Source organism: Streptomyces sp. NRRL S-118 (assembly GCF_000716335.1).
Classification (GTDB): domain Bacteria; phylum Actinomycetota; class Actinomycetes; order Streptomycetales; family Streptomycetaceae; genus Streptomyces.
Window position 1 is genome coordinate 133,869 of the sequence record NZ_KL591008.1, and the last position, 16,042, is coordinate 149,910.

Annotated in this window: 17 protein-coding genes and 1 pseudogene; 11 read left to right on the forward strand and 7 right to left on the reverse strand. The window is 73.0% G+C overall.

Annotation, left to right across the window (positions count from 1 at the left end; translation table 11 throughout):
- Positions 1–100 precede the first annotated feature (100 nt).
- Positions 101–523, forward strand: coding sequence for a hypothetical protein (locus tag IH00_RS0116140; protein ID WP_031074105.1), 423 nt, complete (start codon positions 101–103; stop codon positions 521–523).
- Here the strand turns inward: IH00_RS0116140 and IH00_RS0116145 are convergent.
- Positions 520–1,383, reverse strand: a complete 864-nt coding sequence (locus IH00_RS0116145) for a helix-turn-helix domain-containing protein (RefSeq protein WP_052411418.1) — start codon at positions 1,381–1,383, stop codon at positions 520–522. The genes IH00_RS0116140 and IH00_RS0116145 overlap by 4 nt on opposite strands.
- A 103-nt stretch (positions 1,384–1,486) precedes the next feature.
- Here IH00_RS0116145 and IH00_RS0116150 point away from each other — a divergent pair, with 103 nt between their 5' ends.
- A complete protein-coding gene (locus IH00_RS0116150; protein WP_031074109.1) occupies positions 1,487–1,792 on the forward strand; it encodes a 4a-hydroxytetrahydrobiopterin dehydratase in 306 nt (101 codons plus the stop codon).
- A gap of 410 nt (positions 1,793–2,202) precedes the next feature.
- A complete protein-coding gene (locus IH00_RS44095; RefSeq protein WP_420710879.1) occupies positions 2,203–2,367 on the forward strand; it encodes a hypothetical protein in 165 nt (54 codons plus the stop codon).
- 23 nt (positions 2,368–2,390) lie between these two features.
- Here IH00_RS44095 and IH00_RS0116160 read toward each other — a convergent pair whose 3' ends face one another.
- Positions 2,391–3,281 (reverse strand): LysR family transcriptional regulator, encoded by an 891-nt coding sequence (locus IH00_RS0116160; protein ID WP_031074111.1) that lies wholly within the window; start codon positions 3,279–3,281, stop codon positions 2,391–2,393.
- A 271-nt stretch (positions 3,282–3,552) separates the two neighbouring features.
- Between IH00_RS0116160 and IH00_RS37345 the strand changes: the two genes are divergently transcribed.
- Positions 3,553–4,887 (forward strand): serine hydrolase domain-containing protein, encoded by a 1,335-nt coding sequence (locus IH00_RS37345; RefSeq protein WP_052411419.1) that lies wholly within the window; start codon positions 3,553–3,555, stop codon positions 4,885–4,887.
- A gap of 668 nt (positions 4,888–5,555) precedes the next feature.
- Here IH00_RS37345 and IH00_RS0116175 read toward each other — a convergent pair.
- The gene (locus IH00_RS0116175) at positions 5,556–6,383 is read right to left on the reverse strand and encodes a Rossmann-fold NAD(P)-binding domain-containing protein (RefSeq protein WP_031074116.1); all 828 of its coding nucleotides are present in this window, start codon (positions 6,381–6,383) and stop codon (positions 5,556–5,558) included.
- Between the two features lie 81 nt (positions 6,384–6,464).
- Between IH00_RS0116175 and IH00_RS0116180 the strand changes: the two genes are divergently transcribed.
- The 5 genes from IH00_RS0116180 to IH00_RS0116200 all read left to right on the forward strand — a co-directional run bounded on the left by IH00_RS0116180 (position 6,465) and on the right by IH00_RS0116200 (position 10,432).
- Positions 6,465–7,487, forward strand: a complete 1,023-nt coding sequence (locus tag IH00_RS0116180; RefSeq protein WP_078887781.1) for an AraC family transcriptional regulator — start codon at positions 6,465–6,467, stop codon at positions 7,485–7,487.
- An 85-nt stretch (positions 7,488–7,572) separates the two neighbouring features.
- Entirely contained in the window at positions 7,573–8,466 is an 894-nt protein-coding gene (locus IH00_RS0116185; RefSeq protein ID WP_039947005.1) for a class I SAM-dependent methyltransferase, read from the forward strand.
- 119 nt (positions 8,467–8,585) lie between these two features.
- Positions 8,586–9,143: a hypothetical protein gene (locus IH00_RS0116190; protein ID WP_031074121.1), complete on the forward strand. Its 558-nt coding sequence runs from the start codon at positions 8,586–8,588 to the stop codon at positions 9,141–9,143.
- A gap of 20 nt (positions 9,144–9,163) precedes the next feature.
- Positions 9,164–9,772 carry a hypothetical protein gene (locus IH00_RS0116195; protein ID WP_031074123.1) on the forward strand — a complete coding sequence of 203 codons (609 nt, stop codon included), beginning with the start codon at positions 9,164–9,166 and terminating at the stop codon, positions 9,770–9,772.
- A gap of 159 nt (positions 9,773–9,931) precedes the next feature.
- Entirely contained in the window at positions 9,932–10,432 is a 501-nt protein-coding gene (locus IH00_RS0116200; protein ID WP_158827836.1) for a hypothetical protein, read from the forward strand.
- Between the two features lie 88 nt (positions 10,433–10,520).
- On the opposite strand, the gene IH00_RS0116205 is transcribed toward IH00_RS0116200, so the two are convergent.
- From IH00_RS0116205 to IH00_RS44100, 3 genes and pseudogenes are all read right to left on the reverse strand, one after another.
- Positions 10,521–11,354 (reverse strand): aldo/keto reductase, encoded by an 834-nt coding sequence (locus IH00_RS0116205; RefSeq protein ID WP_031074127.1) that lies wholly within the window; start codon positions 11,352–11,354, stop codon positions 10,521–10,523.
- 97 nt (positions 11,355–11,451) lie between these two features.
- A complete protein-coding gene (locus IH00_RS0116210; protein ID WP_031074128.1) occupies positions 11,452–13,251 on the reverse strand; it encodes an AMP-dependent synthetase/ligase in 1,800 nt (599 codons plus the stop codon).
- Between the two features lie 350 nt (positions 13,252–13,601).
- Positions 13,602–13,924: pseudogene (locus IH00_RS44100) on the reverse strand (LysR family transcriptional regulator); the annotation flags it as partial.
- Between the two features lie 130 nt (positions 13,925–14,054).
- On the opposite strand from IH00_RS44100, the gene IH00_RS0116220 reads away from it, so the two are divergent.
- Entirely contained in the window at positions 14,055–14,576 is a 522-nt protein-coding gene (locus IH00_RS0116220) for an isochorismatase family protein (protein ID WP_031074131.1), read from the forward strand.
- A complete protein-coding gene (locus IH00_RS0116225) occupies positions 14,573–14,989 on the forward strand; it encodes a (2Fe-2S) ferredoxin domain-containing protein (protein ID WP_234334862.1) in 417 nt (138 codons plus the stop codon). Before IH00_RS0116220 ends, IH00_RS0116225 begins: the two co-directional genes overlap by 4 nt.
- A gap of 111 nt (positions 14,990–15,100) precedes the next feature.
- On the opposite strand, the gene fdhD is transcribed toward IH00_RS0116225, so the two are convergent.
- Positions 15,101–15,949, reverse strand: coding sequence for a formate dehydrogenase accessory sulfurtransferase FdhD (gene fdhD / locus IH00_RS0116230; RefSeq protein WP_031074135.1), 849 nt, complete (start codon positions 15,947–15,949; stop codon positions 15,101–15,103).
- Positions 15,950–16,042 lie beyond the last annotated feature (93 nt).

Sequence of the window (16,042 nt, forward strand, 5' to 3'; positions counted from 1 at the left end):
CCACCGCGGTCCAGGGGGGAACTCCGTCCCGGCTCCGGTCCCGCCCCTCCCCGCGCCTGCGGCGCGGGGAGCCCGACGACCTCCATGGAGGCTGATCCCCATGTCCCACGCCCTGCTCGCCGGTATCTCGCGCACCACCGAGCCGCGGACCATGCTGCGCCGCTTCCTCGCCCTCGACGCGGTCGTCACCGGGGCCAACGGGCTGGCGTACGCCCTCGCGTCCGGGCCCCTCGGCCGGCTCCTCGGCGTCGACGCGGCGCTCCTGCTGGGGCTGGGCGTCTTCCTCACCGTCTTCGCCGCCGGTGTCGGGTACCTCGCCTCACGGCCGCAGCCGCCGGCCGCCGCCGTCACGCTGGTCGTCGACGCCAACGTGCTGTGGGCCGTGCTCGGGGTCGTCGCCCTCGTCGCGTGGCTGTCGCCGACCACCGCCGGAACGCTGTGGATCCCGGTGCAGGCCGCCACCGTGGCCGGGTTCGCCGCCCTGCAGTGGACCGCTCTGCGGGCGGCCGCGGCCGGCCGTTAGGGTCTTGCGCCCGGATCGGACGCCACGAGCCCGGCAGGATCCGAACGAGACACCCCCTGGAGGGACCGCAGGTACTCGACCGTCGCCGGGTCGGCCGGGAGCAGCGTCTCGATGGCCAGCTCGGCGACCGTCACGTCCATCGGCGTGTTGAACGTCGAGATCGACGACACGAACGACAGCACCCGCCCCTGGTGCTCGATCCGCAGCGGCAGTGCGAAGTACGGGTACGGCGTCGGGTCCTCGCGGTCCGCCGGGTCGCCGCCCCGCTCCGGCACCGGATATCCCGCGACCTCCTCGTACAGCCGCCGCAGCGGTTCGGAGCGGGCGAGGGCGATCTGGCGCTCCATCTGGGCGAGCAGGTGCCCGCGCCACTCCCGCAGGTTGCGGATCCTCGGGGCGAGGCCCTGCGGGTGCAGGGTGATGCGCATGGCGTTCATCGGCGGGGTGAGCAGGTGCTCCGGCAGCCCGTCCAGCAGCATCGCGATGCCCCGGTTGGCGGCCACCACCGTGTAGGAGCCGTCCACGACGAGCGCGGGGTACGGGTCGTACCCGGCCAGCAACTGCTCGATCCCCTCGCGCAGCGCGCCCAGCGACGGGTCGTCCAGGGGCGTCTCGGCGTACCGGGGGGCGTAACCGGCCGCCAGCAGCAGGGCGTTGCGCTCCCGGACCGGCACGTCCAGGTGCTCCGCCAGCCGCAGGACCATCTCCTCGCTCGGCCTCGACCGGCCCGTCTCGATGAACGAGATGTGCCGGGACGACGAGTCGGCGCGCAGCGCCAGCTCAAGCTGGCTCAGCCGCCGCCGCTCGCGCCAGCCGCGCAGCAGGGGCCCTACTCCGGTAGCGGTGGCGACAGTTGTCATACCGCAGACGGTAGCCCACGTGTTGACCGCCGGCCCGGGGCACCGGACCGTATCGTCACGGGCACGACGTCAGTGTCCGTACCGACCGGAGGGAGCACGGGACATGCCCACAGAGCCGCTGTCGCAGAAGGAGATCGAGGACCGGTTGCGCGAACTCCCCGGGTGGTCCCAGGAGGGCGACCGCATCGCGCGCACCTACCGCCTCGGCACCCACTTCGCCGCGGCCGCGCTGGTCGTCCACGTGGCACGGATCCAGGACGAACTGGACCACCACTCCGACCTCACGCTCGGCTACAACACGGTGAACCTCACGGTGAACACCCACTCCGCGGGCGGCGCCGTCACGGAGAAGGACTTCGAGCTCGCCGCCCGCGTGGAGTCGGTCGCCCCCTCCCACGGCGCGGCCTGACCCCACCGGAACCCCCTGACCGCACCGGTGCCACGGCGGCGCCCGCCCCCCCACCGGGCGCCCCGGAACCGGCTGCTCCCCTCAGAAAGTGTTGGGTAACTGATCACCTGCTGCTTGTAGTCGATGGCGGTGATCTTCGTGGTCTGAGGGTTCGCGAAGATCATCGTCATGTGTGTCTGCGCGTGCAAGCCCGCCTTGCTTGCGGCCGCGATTTCCGCAGGTGGGGCTCGTGTGGGTGGATGGCGGATACGTCAACGCCGTCGATTCCCGGCTGGTCGGCTGGGCCGCCGGGACAGAGAACGTGGAGATCGTCGCGGTGCCGCGGAACGCGGACGTGAAAGGGCTTCCGGGTACTGCCCCGCAGGTGAGTGGTGGAAGGAACGTTCTCCTGGCTGGGACGGTGCAGAGGATTGGCACGGGACTACGAGCGCGAGACGGCGCACGCAGAAGCAATGATCAAGGTCGCCATGATCCGGCTCATGGCCGCACGGCTGGCCGGCGAGGACGTCGAGCCGCACGGCCCCATCGAGACCGAAGCAGCCCGACGCCTCACCGAAGACCTCAACCGTGAGTGATCAACGGCTTGCCCAGCACTTTCTCAGTGCCTCGCCGTACCCAAGTCCCCCACGACCTGGGCAAGCGCCCGGACGGGGGCGAACTCGGTGTCGCTGCGCCAGACCAGGCCCCAGCGCAGGCCTGGCCAGTCGTGAATGGGCAGATAGACGATGTCGGGGCGGGCGTGGTAACGGGTGACGTGGGCGCCCAGGCTGTGGATGACGTCCCCGGCGCCGACCTGGGTGAACATGTCGTCCAGGCTCTTGATGACCGGGCTGTGGCGTTCGATCGGGCGGCCGCTGGGGGTTTGGAAGGGCGTGAAGGCGTCCGCCCAGTAATCGGGTCCGGCCGGGCCCTGCCAAATGCCGAAATCGCCGAAGACCTCCAGGGAGACCGATGGCCGCACGGCCAGTTCGTGGTCGTGGGCGACGAGTGCCACCGCGTGCTCGGTGTAGATGACCGGCCCCACCGTGAGGTCGGGCTCCTCCACGGGCAGCCAGGCGACCAGGACGTCGATTTCTCCCCGCCGCAGCGGGCCGAACGCGTCGACGAACGGGTTGTGCCGTATGCGCAGGGCCCACTGCGGGTGGCGGGCGCGGAACGCCTCCCAGTAGGGCCGTAGATCGTGGGCGTTGCTGGGCAGCATGCCCACACGTACCACCTCGGTCGTGCCCCGCGCGGCGAGCCTCGCCCGCTCCATGCTCTCCTGTAGCCCCCGGTAGACCGGCAGCAGGTCCGCGCGCAGTTGCTCGCCCAGCGGGGTCAGCCGCACGTTTCGGCTGTTGCGCTCGAACAGCCGCGCCCCGACGCCTCGTTCCTGCTTCTTGAGGGCCTGGCTGACCCGGGCTTGCGACACGTGCAGCCGTTGGGCCGTCCTGCCGAAATGAAGCTCTTCCGCAAGCGTCAGGAAGATCTCGATGTCCCTCAGCTCCACCCGTCCTGTCCCGTCCCCCTCGGTGCCATGACGACGCACCACGATCCATAAGCGGCCGGTTATCCGGCCTTTCGTGATCTCCCGTTGATCCCCCTCCGGCCAGGCGAAATGCTGAAGGGCAGGCCGGACGACCACTCGGCGATCAAAGTAAACACAAGGGGGCGGCGACATGTCACAGGCCATCAGGCAGACCGTGAGCTGGGACGGGCGGGGGAACTGGGCTCTGAGCGGCGGCGCGGACGGTGGGCTTTCGCGAGCGGGGCTGCACCGGATGCGCGAGGTGCTTGCCGGTTACGTCGAGTCCGGGGCGGTTCCCGGACTGGTCGCCCTGGTCGGCAGGGGCGATCAGGTGCACGTCGAGGCGTTGGGCACCCTGCATGCGGCTCATCGATCGGATGCTCGATCGGATGGCCCCTCGGGCGGCGGATCGGACGGCGCACTCCACGGTGGACCGGAGGGCGGACCACTGGACGGCGGTGGGGCCGGCGGGGAGGCGGGCGGCCTCGTCGGCACTGCACGCGGTGACCGATGCCCTGGGGGCGCTCCGGGTGGTGCGCCCATGCGTCGGGACACCCTCTTCCGTATGGCCTCACTGACCAAGCCGGTCACGGCCGCGGCGGTGATGATCCTGGTCGAGGAGTGCCGGCTGCGACTGGACGACCCGGTCGAGACCTGGCTGCCCGAGCTCGCGAACCGGCGGGTGCTGACGCGGATCGACGCCTCGTTGGACGACACCGTGCCCGCCCGGCGCTCGATCACCGTGCGCGATCTGCTGACCCTGACCTTCGGTTTCGGTCTGGTGCCGGCTCCGCCGGACACGTACCCGATCCAGGTCGCCGTCCGGGAGCGGGGCGTCATCGGTGACGGGACCGCGAACTGGCCGACGGTCGAACCGGACGAGTGGATCAAGCAGCTGGGCGCCCTTCCGCTGATGTACCAGCCCGGCGAACGGTGGCAGTACCACGTCGGCTCCGATGTGCTCGGGGTCCTGGTCTCGAGAGTGGTGGGCCGATCCTTCGGGGAGTTCCTGCGCGAGCGGCTGTTCGAGCCACTGGGGATGGTGGACACCGGGTTCCACGTGCCCGCCGACCGGATGCACCGGCTCCCCACCAGCTATGCCCACGACCCGGTGACCGGCGAGCTCACGACCTGGGACGAGGCCGTCGGCGGTAAGTACAGCCGGCCGCCGGTGTTCGAGGCCGGTGGTGACGGTCTGGTCTCCACCGTCGACGATTACCACGCGTTCCACCGGATGCTGCTGAACAAGGGGAGGCACGGAGGCGAGCGCGTCCTCTCCCGCGCCTCGGTCGAGCTGATGACCATGGACCACCTGACGCCGGAGCAGAAAGTCGAGAAGGACCAGTTCGGCGACCTCTTCGGACGGCACGGCGGTTACGGCTTCGGCATGGCGGTGCGCACTCATCGCCGTGACCTCGCGTCCGTGAAGCAGTTCGGGTGGGACGGCGGCCTGGGCACGACGGCGTACACCGACCCGGCGGAACGGCTCACCGGGATTCTGCTGACGCAGACGGCCATGGACTGCGCGGACACCCCCCGACTCCACCAGGACTTCTGGACCACCGTCTACCGGACACTCGACGACTGACCATAGGCGGGTACCCGGTCGGTAAACGAGTGTTCGGTCCAGTGAGCAATCGGGCGGCGCGTGCTCGACCCACATCGGCGGAGGCCACAGGAGCGGGGCCCGGCCGTACTGGGAACGGCCGCATCCGAGCTCAGAGCGTGCGGGTGCCCGATCTGCTCCCAGGTGGCGCCCACTTCCCGGTCCGCGATCACTGCACACCCCACGAGCTCGCTGGTCAGGTGACGGAAGTTTGCGGCCGCGGTGCTGTGCAGCACCGCGGCCGCCCGCTTGTTCCCGACCGCGTCGGCGACCAGCAGCTCCAGTGCCTCGCCGCGCCGGGCCCGGATCTCCCGCGCGATCTGCAGCAGAGCGCTCCGGGCCTGCAAGGCTGCAGCGGCCTTTGCCGCAGCTCCCGCCCTGCTGCCGGCAGGATGGAGGAACGAGGCTAGTACCGGCGCGGCCGCCCACCGGGCGCCCCGCGCCACGCTACGCACGCTCGCGCGCGGCCGGCCCGCACCGCCCGCACGCCGGCGGAGTGGTACGGGGACGCCGGGTGACCCCCTGTCCCCCGGCCCGGACCCGCCGTCCGCGGGCGGCCGCGGGGTGCGCCGCGTGCCCCGAACGCCACCCGCACGAACGCCTTGCGCCCCGGACGTCCCAGGCGCGGAACGTCACGCGCCCCTAACGTCCTACGCGCCGAACGCCTCCCGCGCGAACGCGCCGAAGTCCCGCGGCTCACGCCCCAGCACCCGCCGCACGCCGTCCGTCACCGACGCGTTGTGGCCGTCGAGCAGCATCGCGAACAGCGCTGCCAGCCATGCGGCCTCCGGCGCCGGCAGCCCGTGGTCGCGCAGCAGCCCGGCGTACTCCGCCTCCGTCACCGGCACGTACCGCACCTCGCGCCCCGCCGCCCGGGACAGTTCGGCCGCCACCTGGGCGAAGGTCAGCGGCCGGGGCCCCGTCAGCTCGTGCACGAGGCCGCCGTGCCCGTCCTCCGCCAGCGCCGCGACGACCACGTCCGCCACGTCGTCCGCGTCGACGAACGGCTCCGCCGTGGCGCCCGCGGGGAACGCCACCTCACCGGCCGCCACGCCCTCGGCCATCGCGCCCTCGGTGAAGTTCTGAGCGAAGAACGCGGCCCGCACGACGGTGAGTCCCGGGCCCCACGCCGCCCGCAGCTCGTCCTCCGCCACCACTGCCGCCGGCTCGCCCCGCCCCGACAGCAGCACCAGCCGCCGCACCCCGAGCTCCGCCGCCAGCCGCCCGAAGGCCCGCATCGCCTCCGGAGCGCCCGGCGCGGCCAGATCCGGGTAGTACGCCACGTACGCCGCGTCCGCGCCGCGCAGCGCGTCCGCCCAGGTGGCGGGCGCCTCCCAGTCGAAGAGCGTCGTGCCGGTGCGCGACCCGGCCCGGACCGTCACCCCGTGCGCCGCGAGGCGCTCCGCCACCCGGCGCCCGGTCTTGCCCGTCGCCGCCGTCACCAGCACCGTTCTCGTGTCCTGCGTCGTCGTTGTCATGCCTCAAGGCTCGCGGGCGGCGCCTGGACTTCCCATGCGTGAAAGGCTCAATCCCATACGCGTACGTCTAAACTCGCGGGCATGGACGCACTCGCCGGACTGCTCGACGGGCCACGGGCGCGCGGCGCCTTCCTCCTCCGCATGGTGATGGAGCCGCCGTGGTCGCTCCGGATCGAGGACCGGGCGCCGCTGTGCCTGATGTGCGTCAGCGAGGGCGAGGCGTGGATCGTCCCCGGAGGCGCCGCCGCCCCGGTCCTGTTGCGCCCCGGGGACATCGCGATCGCCCGCGGCCCGGAGCCGTACACCGTCGCCGACGCGCCCGGCACCGCCCCGCACGCCCGCATCGGGCCCGGCGGCACCTGCCACACCCTCCTGGGTGAGCCCCTGGAGGAGAGCATGCGGCTGGGCGTGCGGACGTGGGGCAACGCCCCCGACGGGCGGCACACCCTGCTCGTCGGGACGTACCAGCAGATGCACGGCGAGGTGAGCCGCAGGCTGCTGGACGCCCTGCCGCCGCTGCTGCACCTCTCCGCCGGCGCATGGAACTGCCCGGTGATGCCCGTGCTGGAGGAGGAGATCGGCCGGGACGAGCCGGGCCAGAGCGTGGTCCTCGACCGCGTGCTCGATCTGCTGCTGATCGCCGTCCTGCGGAACTGGTTCGCCCGGCCCGACGCCGCGGCCCCCGCGTGGTACCGGGCGATGGGGGACCCGGTCGTCGGCGCGGTGCTGCGGCTGATGCAGGACGACCCGGCCCACCCCTGGACGGTCGCCTCGCTCGCCGCGAAGGCGGGGGTGTCCCGGGCCGGGCTGGCGCGCCGCTTCACCGAACTTGTGGGGGAGCCGCCCATGACGCACCTCACCGGCTGGCGCCTCGCGCTCGCCGCGGATCTGCTGCGCGAGACGGACGCGACGGTGGAGGCGGTGGCCCGACAGGTCGGCTACAGCGGTTCGTTCGCGCTGAGCGCGGCCTTCAAGCGCGTCCGCGGCATCAGCCCCCAGGAACACCGAACGCGGGAACGCGGCGGGGGGCAAGGGGTCGGTTGGCAACCCGGCGGGCCGCAAGGCGACGCGGCCGGGCGCCCGCCGGGGGAGCGGCGCCCGTAGGGGCCACCGCACGTGCGGCGGGCCCGTGTTGCGGAACCGGCAACAGAACTCGCTCCCCGGGCCCCGCCCCCGCAGGCTGTTCCCCATGAGCCCTCACCACCATCATCACGGCCACCGGAGCACCGACTCCGGCACCGACACCGACATCGACTGGAACGAGCTGCTGCCGCTGCTGGAGCGCGGCGCCGAGCTCCAGACTCCCCTGTACCGGCGGGTCACCGCCTGGCTCGGCGAGCTCGTACCGGCGGCCGGCGTGCGCCGCGTGCTCGACGTCGGCAGCGGCCCGGGCGTGCTGTCGTGCCTGCTCGCCGAGGCCTTCCCGTACGCAAAGGTCGTCGCCGTGGACTCCACCCCGCAGCTCCTGGAGCGGGCGCGCGACCGGGCCGCGTCACTCGGCCTGGCCCGCGTCACCACCCGGCACGCCGAACTCCCCGCCGACACCGCGGACCTCGGGCAGGCCGACCTCATCTGGGCGGCCGGCTCCCTGCATCACCTGGGTGATCAGCGCGCCGCCCTCGCCGGACTCGCCGGCCTGCTGCGCCCCGGCGGTCTGCTCGTCCTCGTCGAGGGCGGCCTGCAGTCCCGCCACCTGCCGCAGTACACCGGTGTCGGGCGCCCCGGGCTGGAGGCCCGCATCGACGCGGCGAACGCCGACTGGTTCGCCGGGATGAGGGCCGCGCTGCCCGGTGCCAAGGAGGAGACCGACGACTGGCGGGCCCTGCTCACCGCGGCCGGCCTCACCCCGAGCGGCACGCGCTCGTTCCTCCACGACGTCCCCGCTCCGGTCACCGACGCCGTACGCGACCACGTCGTCTCCCACTTCACCTGGCAGCGCGACTCCCTCGGCGAGCGCCTCGCCGCCGACGACCGCGCCGCTCTGGACCGCCTCCTGGACCCGGCGGACCCGCTGAGCGTGCACCGGCGGCCGGATGTGTTCGTCCTGGGAGCCCGTACGGTCCACACGGCCCGCCGCGCCTGAGGCCGATCGGACCGGAACCCGGGAGGAGGGCGACGGACGACGGCGGCCCACGCCGGGGAAAGGAAGCGGATATACCCTGTAACCAGGGCATACCGGCCAACAGCGAGGGGGTCGGTCCCATGACGACAGGGACTCTTCTGGCGATCATCATCCCGGTCGTGGTGGTGCTCGCCGTCGTCGCCGCAGTGGCCTTCATCGCCTTGCGCCGCCGACGCCTGCGCGAGCGCTTCGGTCCGGAGTACGAGCGGACCGTCGAGGACGCCGGAGGCCGGCTCGCCGCCGAACGCGAGCTGAGCGAGCGGGAGAAACGTCACGACGCGCTGGACATCAGGCCACTGCCGGACGACGCCCGGGACCGCTACTCCCGGGACTGGGCGAACGTCCAGGGTGAATTCGTGGACCGTCCGGAGGACGCCGTGCAGGACGCGGACCTCCTGGTGACGTCCCTCATGCGCGACCGCGGCTATCCGACCGAGGGCCTCGACCAGCGCCTCCGGGACCTCTCCGTCGAGCACGGCCGCACGATCGACCACTATCGCGCGGCGCACGAGGTCAATCAGCTGAGCATGAAACACCAGGCGACGACCGAGCAGTTGCGGGGGGCCATGGTGCACTACCGCGCCCTCTTCGACGAGTTGCTGTCCGACGGCGGGCAGGCTCGCCACGCCCGGGCCTGACGTCGGTGGGAGGAGGAGAGATGCAACGCGAGGACATGCCGGGACCCGTCGGACGCCGCCTGTCCACCGAGGACCTCGCCCGGCCCCGTGACACCGGCACCGACGAGGACACCGCGATGACGGAACCGGGACCGGAGACCGGACGAGGGGCCGCACCGGACCCCGAGCCGGGGCACGGGCCGGAACCCGGACCGGGTCTCGGGAGCAGGGCGGAACCCGACGTCCCCACCTTCCCCGGTGACAGCACGCCGACCGCCACCGGCGGGGAACCGGTGACGACCGGGGGATCCGCGACAGCCGAACCGGCCGCCCCCGCCGGAAGGACGGAGCCCGGCCGGCAGGGGGACGCCCCGCAGGACGCGCCGCGGCTGCTCGCCGCGGCCGACCAGGACCGCTTCCGCGAGAGCTGGCAGTCGATCCAGAACGAGTTCGTCGACGATCCGCGCGAGGCCGTGCACAAGGCCGACGCCCTGGTCGCCGACGTCATGCAGCAGCTGGCCACGAACTTCGCGTCCCACAAGAAGGAACTGGAGGGTCAGTGGAACCGCGGTGAGGAGGCGAACACCGAGGACCTGCGGATGGCGTTGCGCAGATACCGGTCGTTCTTCAACCGTCTGCTGACCACCTGACGAGGCAGTGAAGCACCGAGCCACCGAGCCACCGAGGAACCGAGGCAGCGAACCACCGGGTCATCGAGACACCCGGACGCAGCCAGCGGCGCAAGGCACCCGGACGTGCGGGAACGGGCGTCCGGGTGGCCGTTGACCCGTATCCGGCGGCGCCGTACCGTGGACGGCCCCATCCGGACCACAGACAGCGGGCGCAAGATGGAACTCGACTCGGCTCCCCGCCGCCGGAGCGCCGCCCTCGTCGGCTCGGTGCTCCTGGCCATGACCCTGCCGTTCGCCCTCACCGCCTGCGGCTCTGATGCGAGTCCGGGCGCACAGCGACCGGCCCCGCAGCGGCCCGCCGCGGTGCGGCTGGCGTTCGACAGCACCCCCGTCATCGCCGCGCTCGCCGGTCAGGCCGGTGCGGCACAGCAGGCAGTCGCGCGCACCGCCGCCGACGAGGGGCGGGGCGTCTGCACGACCGACCCGGCCGACCGGGCGGCCTGCCGCAACCCGGACGGGCACATCCACCCGGACGGCGGCGACGTGGACGGCGACGGCGTGTTCGAGGACCACGAACCGGTGGGCCCCGGGTACCGGGACCCGCGCGCGTACGACGGCGGGAGGACCTCCGGCGAGACGCAGTGCGACTGGCTCCGTTCGCAGGGCATCGCCTGCTGAACGGGCATCGCTCCACCCCGGCCCGGTTCCGGCCCGCCGAGCGCGGTGCGGCCACGTGTGCGCGGCCTCACCGCACCGGCGCGGACGATCAGCTGTAGTCGAACGTGGCCGGGTCCGGGCCCAGCCGCTTGCCCTCGTCGAGGGCCGCGAAGGCCGCCAGGTCGTCGGCGTCCAGCTCGAAGTCGAAGACGTCGATGTTCTCCCGGATCCGCGAGGGCGTCACGGACTTCGGGATCACCACGTTGCCGATCTGCAGGTGCCAGCGCAGCACCACCTGCGCCGGGGTGCGGTCGTGCTTGCGGGCGATGGCGACCACGGTCGGCACCTCCAGCAGGCCCTTGCCCTGCCCCAGCGGCGACCACGCCTCCGTGTGGATGTCGTGCCGGGCGTGGTACGCCCGGGACTCGGCCTGCTGCAGCTGCGGGTGCAGCTCGATCTGGTTGAGCACCGGCACGACCGAGGTCTCGCCGATGAGGCGCTCCAGGTGGTCCGGGAGGAAGTTGGAGACGCCGATCGCCCGGGCGCGGCCGTCCGCGTAGATCTTCTCGAAGGCCTTGTACGTGTCGACGTACAGGTCCTTCGAGGGCAGCGGCCAGTGGATGAGGTAGAGGTCGACGTAGTCGAGGCCGAGCCGGTCCAGCGAGGCGTCGAACGCCCGCAGCGTCGAGTCGTAGCCCTGCTCGCTGTTCCAGAGCTTGGTGGTGACGAAGAGCTCCTCGCGCGCGATGCCGGAGGAGGCGATGGCCTCGCCGGTGCCCTTCTCGTTCTCGTAGATCGCGGCGGTGTCGATGCTGCGGTAACCGGCGTCCAGGGCCGTGCCCACCGCCTTCGCCGCCTCGTCGTCGGGGACCTGCCAGACGCCGAAGCCGAGCTGCGGCATGGGAACGCCGTTGTTGAGGGTGATGGAGGGGCCCTTGCTCACGAGCGGTCGATCCTTACGTCGTGTTCCTTGCGTACTCCGATGGTCAACGAGCACCTACCCCGACCTGTTCCCCGAGGCACCTATTGACCGTGGCCCGTCACCGGTAGAGCGCGTCGACCTCGGCCGCGTACGCCGTCTCGATCGCCTTGCGCTTCAGCTTGAGCGACGGTGTGAGCAGGCCGTGCTCCTCGGTGAACGGATGCGCCAGTATGCGGAACGTCCGGATGGACTCGGCCTGCGACACCGTCGTGTTCGCGGCCACCACCGCCCGTCGGATCTCCATCTCCAGCGACGGGTCGCGCACCAGTTCGGCCGGCGGCAGGGGAGCCCGGTTCTGCATCGCCAGCCAGTGCTCCACCGCCTCCTGGTCGAGGGTGACCAGCGCCGCGATGTAGGGGCGGTCGTTGCCGACCACGATGCACTGCGCCACCAGCGGATGCGCCCGCACCCGGTCCTCAAGGGCGGCCGGGGAGACGGTCTTGCCGCCCGACGTCACGAGGACCTCCTTCTTCCGCCCGGTGATGGTCAGGTAGCCCTCGGCGTCCAGCGTGCCGAGGTCGCCGGTGGCCAGCCAGCCGTCCTTCAGCACGGTGTCGGTCGCGGCGGGATCGTTGAGGTAGCCGGAGAAGACGTGCCCGCCGCGCAGCCAGATCTCGCCGTCGTCGGCGATGCGCACCGTCGTGCCCGGGATCGGCCGGCCCACGGTGCCGTACTTCGTGCGCTCGGGCGGGTTCGCGGTCGCGGCCGCCGACGACTCGGTCAGCCCGTACCCCTCGTACACCGTCACGCCCGCGCCCTCGAAGAACAGGCCCAGGCGCCGGGACATGGCCGAGCCGCCGGACATGGCGTGCCGCACCCGGCCGCCGAGGGCGTCGCGGACCTTGCCGTACACGACCTTCTCGAAGAACTGGTGCTGCATGCGCAGCGCCGCGGACGGGCCGGGCCCCATACCGAACGCCTTGAGCTCCAGCGCCTCCGCGTAGCGCACCGCAACCTCGACGGCCTTGTCGAAGGGGCCCGCCTTGCCGGCCGCCTCCGCCGCGCGCCGCGCCGCGTGGAAGACCTTCTCGAAGATGTACGGCACGGCCAGGACGAACGTAGGCCGGAACGCCGCCAGGTCCGGCAGCAGCGCGCTCGCCGCCAGGACCGGCTGATGACCGATCTTCACCCGCTTGCGGACCGCCGCCACCTCCACCATGCGCCCGAAGACGTGCGCGAGCGGCAGGAACAGCAGGGTGGAGGCCTCGTCGCCCGGCTTGGAGTGGAACACCGTCTCCCAGCGGCCGACCAGGGTGTCCGCCTCGAACATGAAGTTGGCGTGGGTGAGGACGCAGCCCTTGGGGCGGCCGGTCGTCCCGGACGTGTAGATCACGGTGGCGACCGATTCCGGGGTGACCGCCCGCCGGTGGCGGTGCACGACCTCGTCGTCGATGTCCGCACCCGCCGCCAGCAGCTCGTCGACGGCGCCCGCGTCCAGCTGCCACAGCCGCTGGAGCCGCGGCAGCCGGTCGATCACCGAGCCGATGGTCATGGCGTCGTCCTCGTGCTCGACCACGCACGCCGTGACCTCGGCGTCGTACAGCATCCAGTGCACCTGGTCGGCGGAGGAGGTGGGGTAGACCGGCACGGGCTGGGCGCCCACCGTCCACAGCGCGAAGTCGAACAGCGTCCATTCGTAGCGCGTCCTGGACATGATCGCGACACGGTCCCCGAACCGCACGCCCTGTGCGAGCAGCCCCTTCGCGAGCGCCAGCACCTCGTCGCGGAACTGCGCCGAGGTGACGTCGCGCCACTGCCCGTCCCCGCCCTTGCGGCCGAGCGCGACCCGGTCCGGGTCGTCCCGGGCATGGTCGAACACGGCGTCGGCGAGCCCGCCGACCAGGGGAGCTGTCGCCATGGGTGGGACGGTGAACTCGCGCAAGGGCCTGCTCCTTGTGACGCTCCGCACAGCGGAGGGTGACGGTACCCCACGCGCAGGTGCGGCGGGAGGGGCTTCAGGAAGCCCGCACATGACGCATCGCCACAGGTCAGACGCTCCGTGCCCGGCCACGGGGGGTGCGCGGCGAAGGATCCTGACTTGGGAGTAAGGAGGAGGGCCGGGAATCTCCACCGGATCTGTACGCCATGCACACGCGCGATCACTGGTCTGAGCGCGCGAAGCGCCCCATGGCTGGCGCGCTCGGGATCAGTCCCGGGCTGTCGACGACCGACCGACCGACCGGCCGGGCCCGCCCGGAAGGACGGCTGTCAGCCGTGCAGCCGTTCGCCGCCGGCCAGGATCGCCGGGCCCAGCGCGTCCGCCGCCTCCTTCGCCGGGCCCCGGGACCGGCCGCGCAGGAGGGCGAAGTCCACGTCGCCGCGGTCCGGCAGGCCGGCCCGCGCCGTTACCGGTGCCGGACCCGGCGGTACCGGTCCGCGTGCGTGGGCCAGCACTCCCAGCCCCGCACGGGCCGCCGCGATCAGGCCGCTCAGGCTCGTACGCGAACAGACGACGCGCCCCGGACGGCCCTGCCCTCCAGCGCCTCCAGCGCCTTCAGGGCGCGGGCGCGCGTGATGCGCGGCGGGAAGGCGATCGGCGGAAGCCCGCCGCCGAGGGCGACGCCGACCGGACGGCCCGCCCCCGCTCACCCGCGCCGGGGGGCGGGCCGGATCGCGACCCCACCGGCCGGGGTTGATCATCCCGGGGGCTACCGTGACGTCATGCCCGCATTCGATGCCAGCCGCGCCGCGCTCGTCCTGGTCGACCTGATGGAGCGCATCGTCGCCCTGCCGCTCGCTCCCCGCCCCGGGGCCGACGTCGTCGCCACCGCCACCGGGCTCGCGGCGGCGTTCCGCGCCGCGGGCGCGCCCGTCGTCCTCATCCGTGCCGAACGCCCGGGCACCGACCCCCAGCCCCCCGGCAGCGGCTTCGTCCCCGGCCTGGTCCACGACGGCGACCTCGTCGTCGTCAAGCGCACCATCGGCGGCTTCCACGGCACCGCCCTGCACGACCTGCTCACCGAGCGCGGCGTCACGACCCTCGTGTTCGGCGGCATCGCCACCAACCTCGGCGTCGAGTCCACCGCCCGCTCCGCCGCCGACCTGGGATACGACCTGTACTTCGCCGAGGACGCCCTGACGGCCCTCACCCCCGAGGAGCACCGGGCGGCCGTCGAGCTGAACTTCCCCCGCCTCGGCACCGTCACGCGGGCGGCAGCCCTGACGCCGGACGCCGCCCGGTGAACCGCGGCCCGCTGAACCGCACGCCCGCCGCCCGCACATGGATACGCCCCGGGGCTTCCCGCCCCTGCAGCCTCGTGGTCTGCCGGGGCTGCTGCTGCGGCGACGCCCGCAAGCACCCCGGTACCGACCACGCCGGTCAGCTGCGACGGTTGCAGGAGGCCGCGGCGGCCTCCGGCGGGCGGCTCGCCGTCCGCACCAGCGACTGCCTCGGCCCGTGCGGCCAGGCCAACGTCGTGGTGGTCCAGCCCTCCACGGAGGGCCGCCGGCGGGGTGCCCGCGCCGCGTGGATCGGCTGGGCGCTGGACGACGACTGCCTCGACGACATCCTGGAGTGGGTCGAGGCGGGCGGGCCGGGTGTCGCACAGCCCCCGGACACGCTCACGCTCCAGATGATCGACCCGCCGCGCTCGTAGCGCAGGGGCCCGCGGCGCCGGCGGGCGCAGGGGGCGCACCTCGCCGGCCGGTCCGCCTGCCCCGGGCGCCCGCGGACGCGGGGCCCGCGGTGCCGCCGGCCGGACCGCCGCTCAGCCCCGCGAGGCCGCGGCCGGCAGGGCGATGCGGTTCTCGCCCGCGTACACGTTCATGTTCCGGCCGCGCAGGAAGCCCACCAGCGTCAGTCCCGTCCCGGCCGCCAGGTCCACCGCGAGCGACGACGGCGCCGACACCGCCGCCAGCACCGGGATGCCCGCCATCACCGCCTTCTGCGCCAGCTCGAAGGAGGCCCGCCCCGACACCAGCAGCACCGCCCGGTCCAGCGGCAGCAGGTCCTCGCGCAGCGCGCGCCCCACCAGCTTGTCCACCGCGTTGTGGCGGCCGACGTCCTCCCGTACGTCCAGCAGCTCGCCCTCCTCCGAGAACAGCGCGGCCGCGTGCAGCCCGCCGGTCCGGTCGAAGACCCGCTGTGCCGCGCGCAGCCGCTCGGGCAGCTCCGCCAGCAGCCCCGGCTCCAGCCGCAGCGGGGGAGCGTCGGCGATGGGGAAGCGCGCGGTGGTGCGTACGGCGTCGAGGCTGGCCTTGCCGCACAGCCCGCACGACGACGTCGTGTAGACGTTGCGCTCCAGCGTGATGTCCGGCACGGGGACGCCCGGGGCGAGCTGGACGTCCACGACGTTGTACGTGTTGGAGCCGTCCTCCGCGGCGCCTGCGCAGTACACGATGTTCCGCACGTCCGACGCCGAGCCGAGGACGCCCTCGCTGACGAGGAAACCCGCCGCGAGCGCGAAGTCGTCGCCCGGCGTGCGCATGGTGATGGCGAGCGGCCGGCCGTTCAGCCGGATCTCGAGGGGCTCCTCGGCGACCAGGGTGTCGGGGCGGGCGGAGACGGCCCCGTCCCGGATGCGGATGACGCGGCGGCGCTCGGTGACCCGTCCCATGACTCCTCAGTCCCGGTTGCGGAGGTTCTGTACGTGCGGAAGGCCGCACCGGCCCTCGATGCGGAAGGTGCCGCGGTCACCGGGTGGTCGTGC

Bases quoted from the DNA above. Each gene is read 5' to 3' on its own strand.
- IH00_RS0116140 (WP_031074105.1), top strand. From the start codon at position 101: ATGTCCCACGCCCTGCTCGCCGGTATCTCGCGCACCACCGAGCCGCGG.
- IH00_RS0116210 (WP_031074128.1), bottom strand. From the start codon at position 13,251: ATGGCGACAGCTCCCCTGGTCGGCGGGCTCGCCGACGCCGTGTTCGAC.
- IH00_RS0116175 (WP_031074116.1), bottom strand. From the start codon at position 6,383: ATGACAACGACGACGCAGGACACGAGAACGGTGCTGGTGACGGCGGCG.
- IH00_RS0116220 (WP_031074131.1), top strand. From the start codon at position 14,055: ATGCCCGCATTCGATGCCAGCCGCGCCGCGCTCGTCCTGGTCGACCTG.
- IH00_RS0116195 (WP_031074123.1), top strand. From the start codon at position 9,164: ATGCAACGCGAGGACATGCCGGGACCCGTCGGACGCCGCCTGTCCACC.
- IH00_RS0116190 (WP_031074121.1), top strand. From the start codon at position 8,586: ATGACGACAGGGACTCTTCTGGCGATCATCATCCCGGTCGTGGTGGTG.
- IH00_RS0116150 (WP_031074109.1), top strand. From the start codon at position 1,487: ATGCCCACAGAGCCGCTGTCGCAGAAGGAGATCGAGGACCGGTTGCGC.
- IH00_RS0116180 (WP_078887781.1), top strand. From the start codon at position 6,465: ATGGACGCACTCGCCGGACTGCTCGACGGGCCACGGGCGCGCGGCGCC.
- IH00_RS0116145 (WP_052411418.1), bottom strand. From the start codon at position 1,383: ATGACAACTGTCGCCACCGCTACCGGAGTAGGGCCCCTGCTGCGCGGC.
- fdhD (WP_031074135.1), bottom strand. From the start codon at position 15,949: ATGGGACGGGTCACCGAGCGCCGCCGCGTCATCCGCATCCGGGACGGG.
- IH00_RS0116185 (WP_039947005.1), top strand. From the start codon at position 7,573: ATGAGCCCTCACCACCATCATCACGGCCACCGGAGCACCGACTCCGGC.
- IH00_RS37345 (WP_052411419.1), top strand. From the start codon at position 3,553: ATGCGCGAGGTGCTTGCCGGTTACGTCGAGTCCGGGGCGGTTCCCGGA.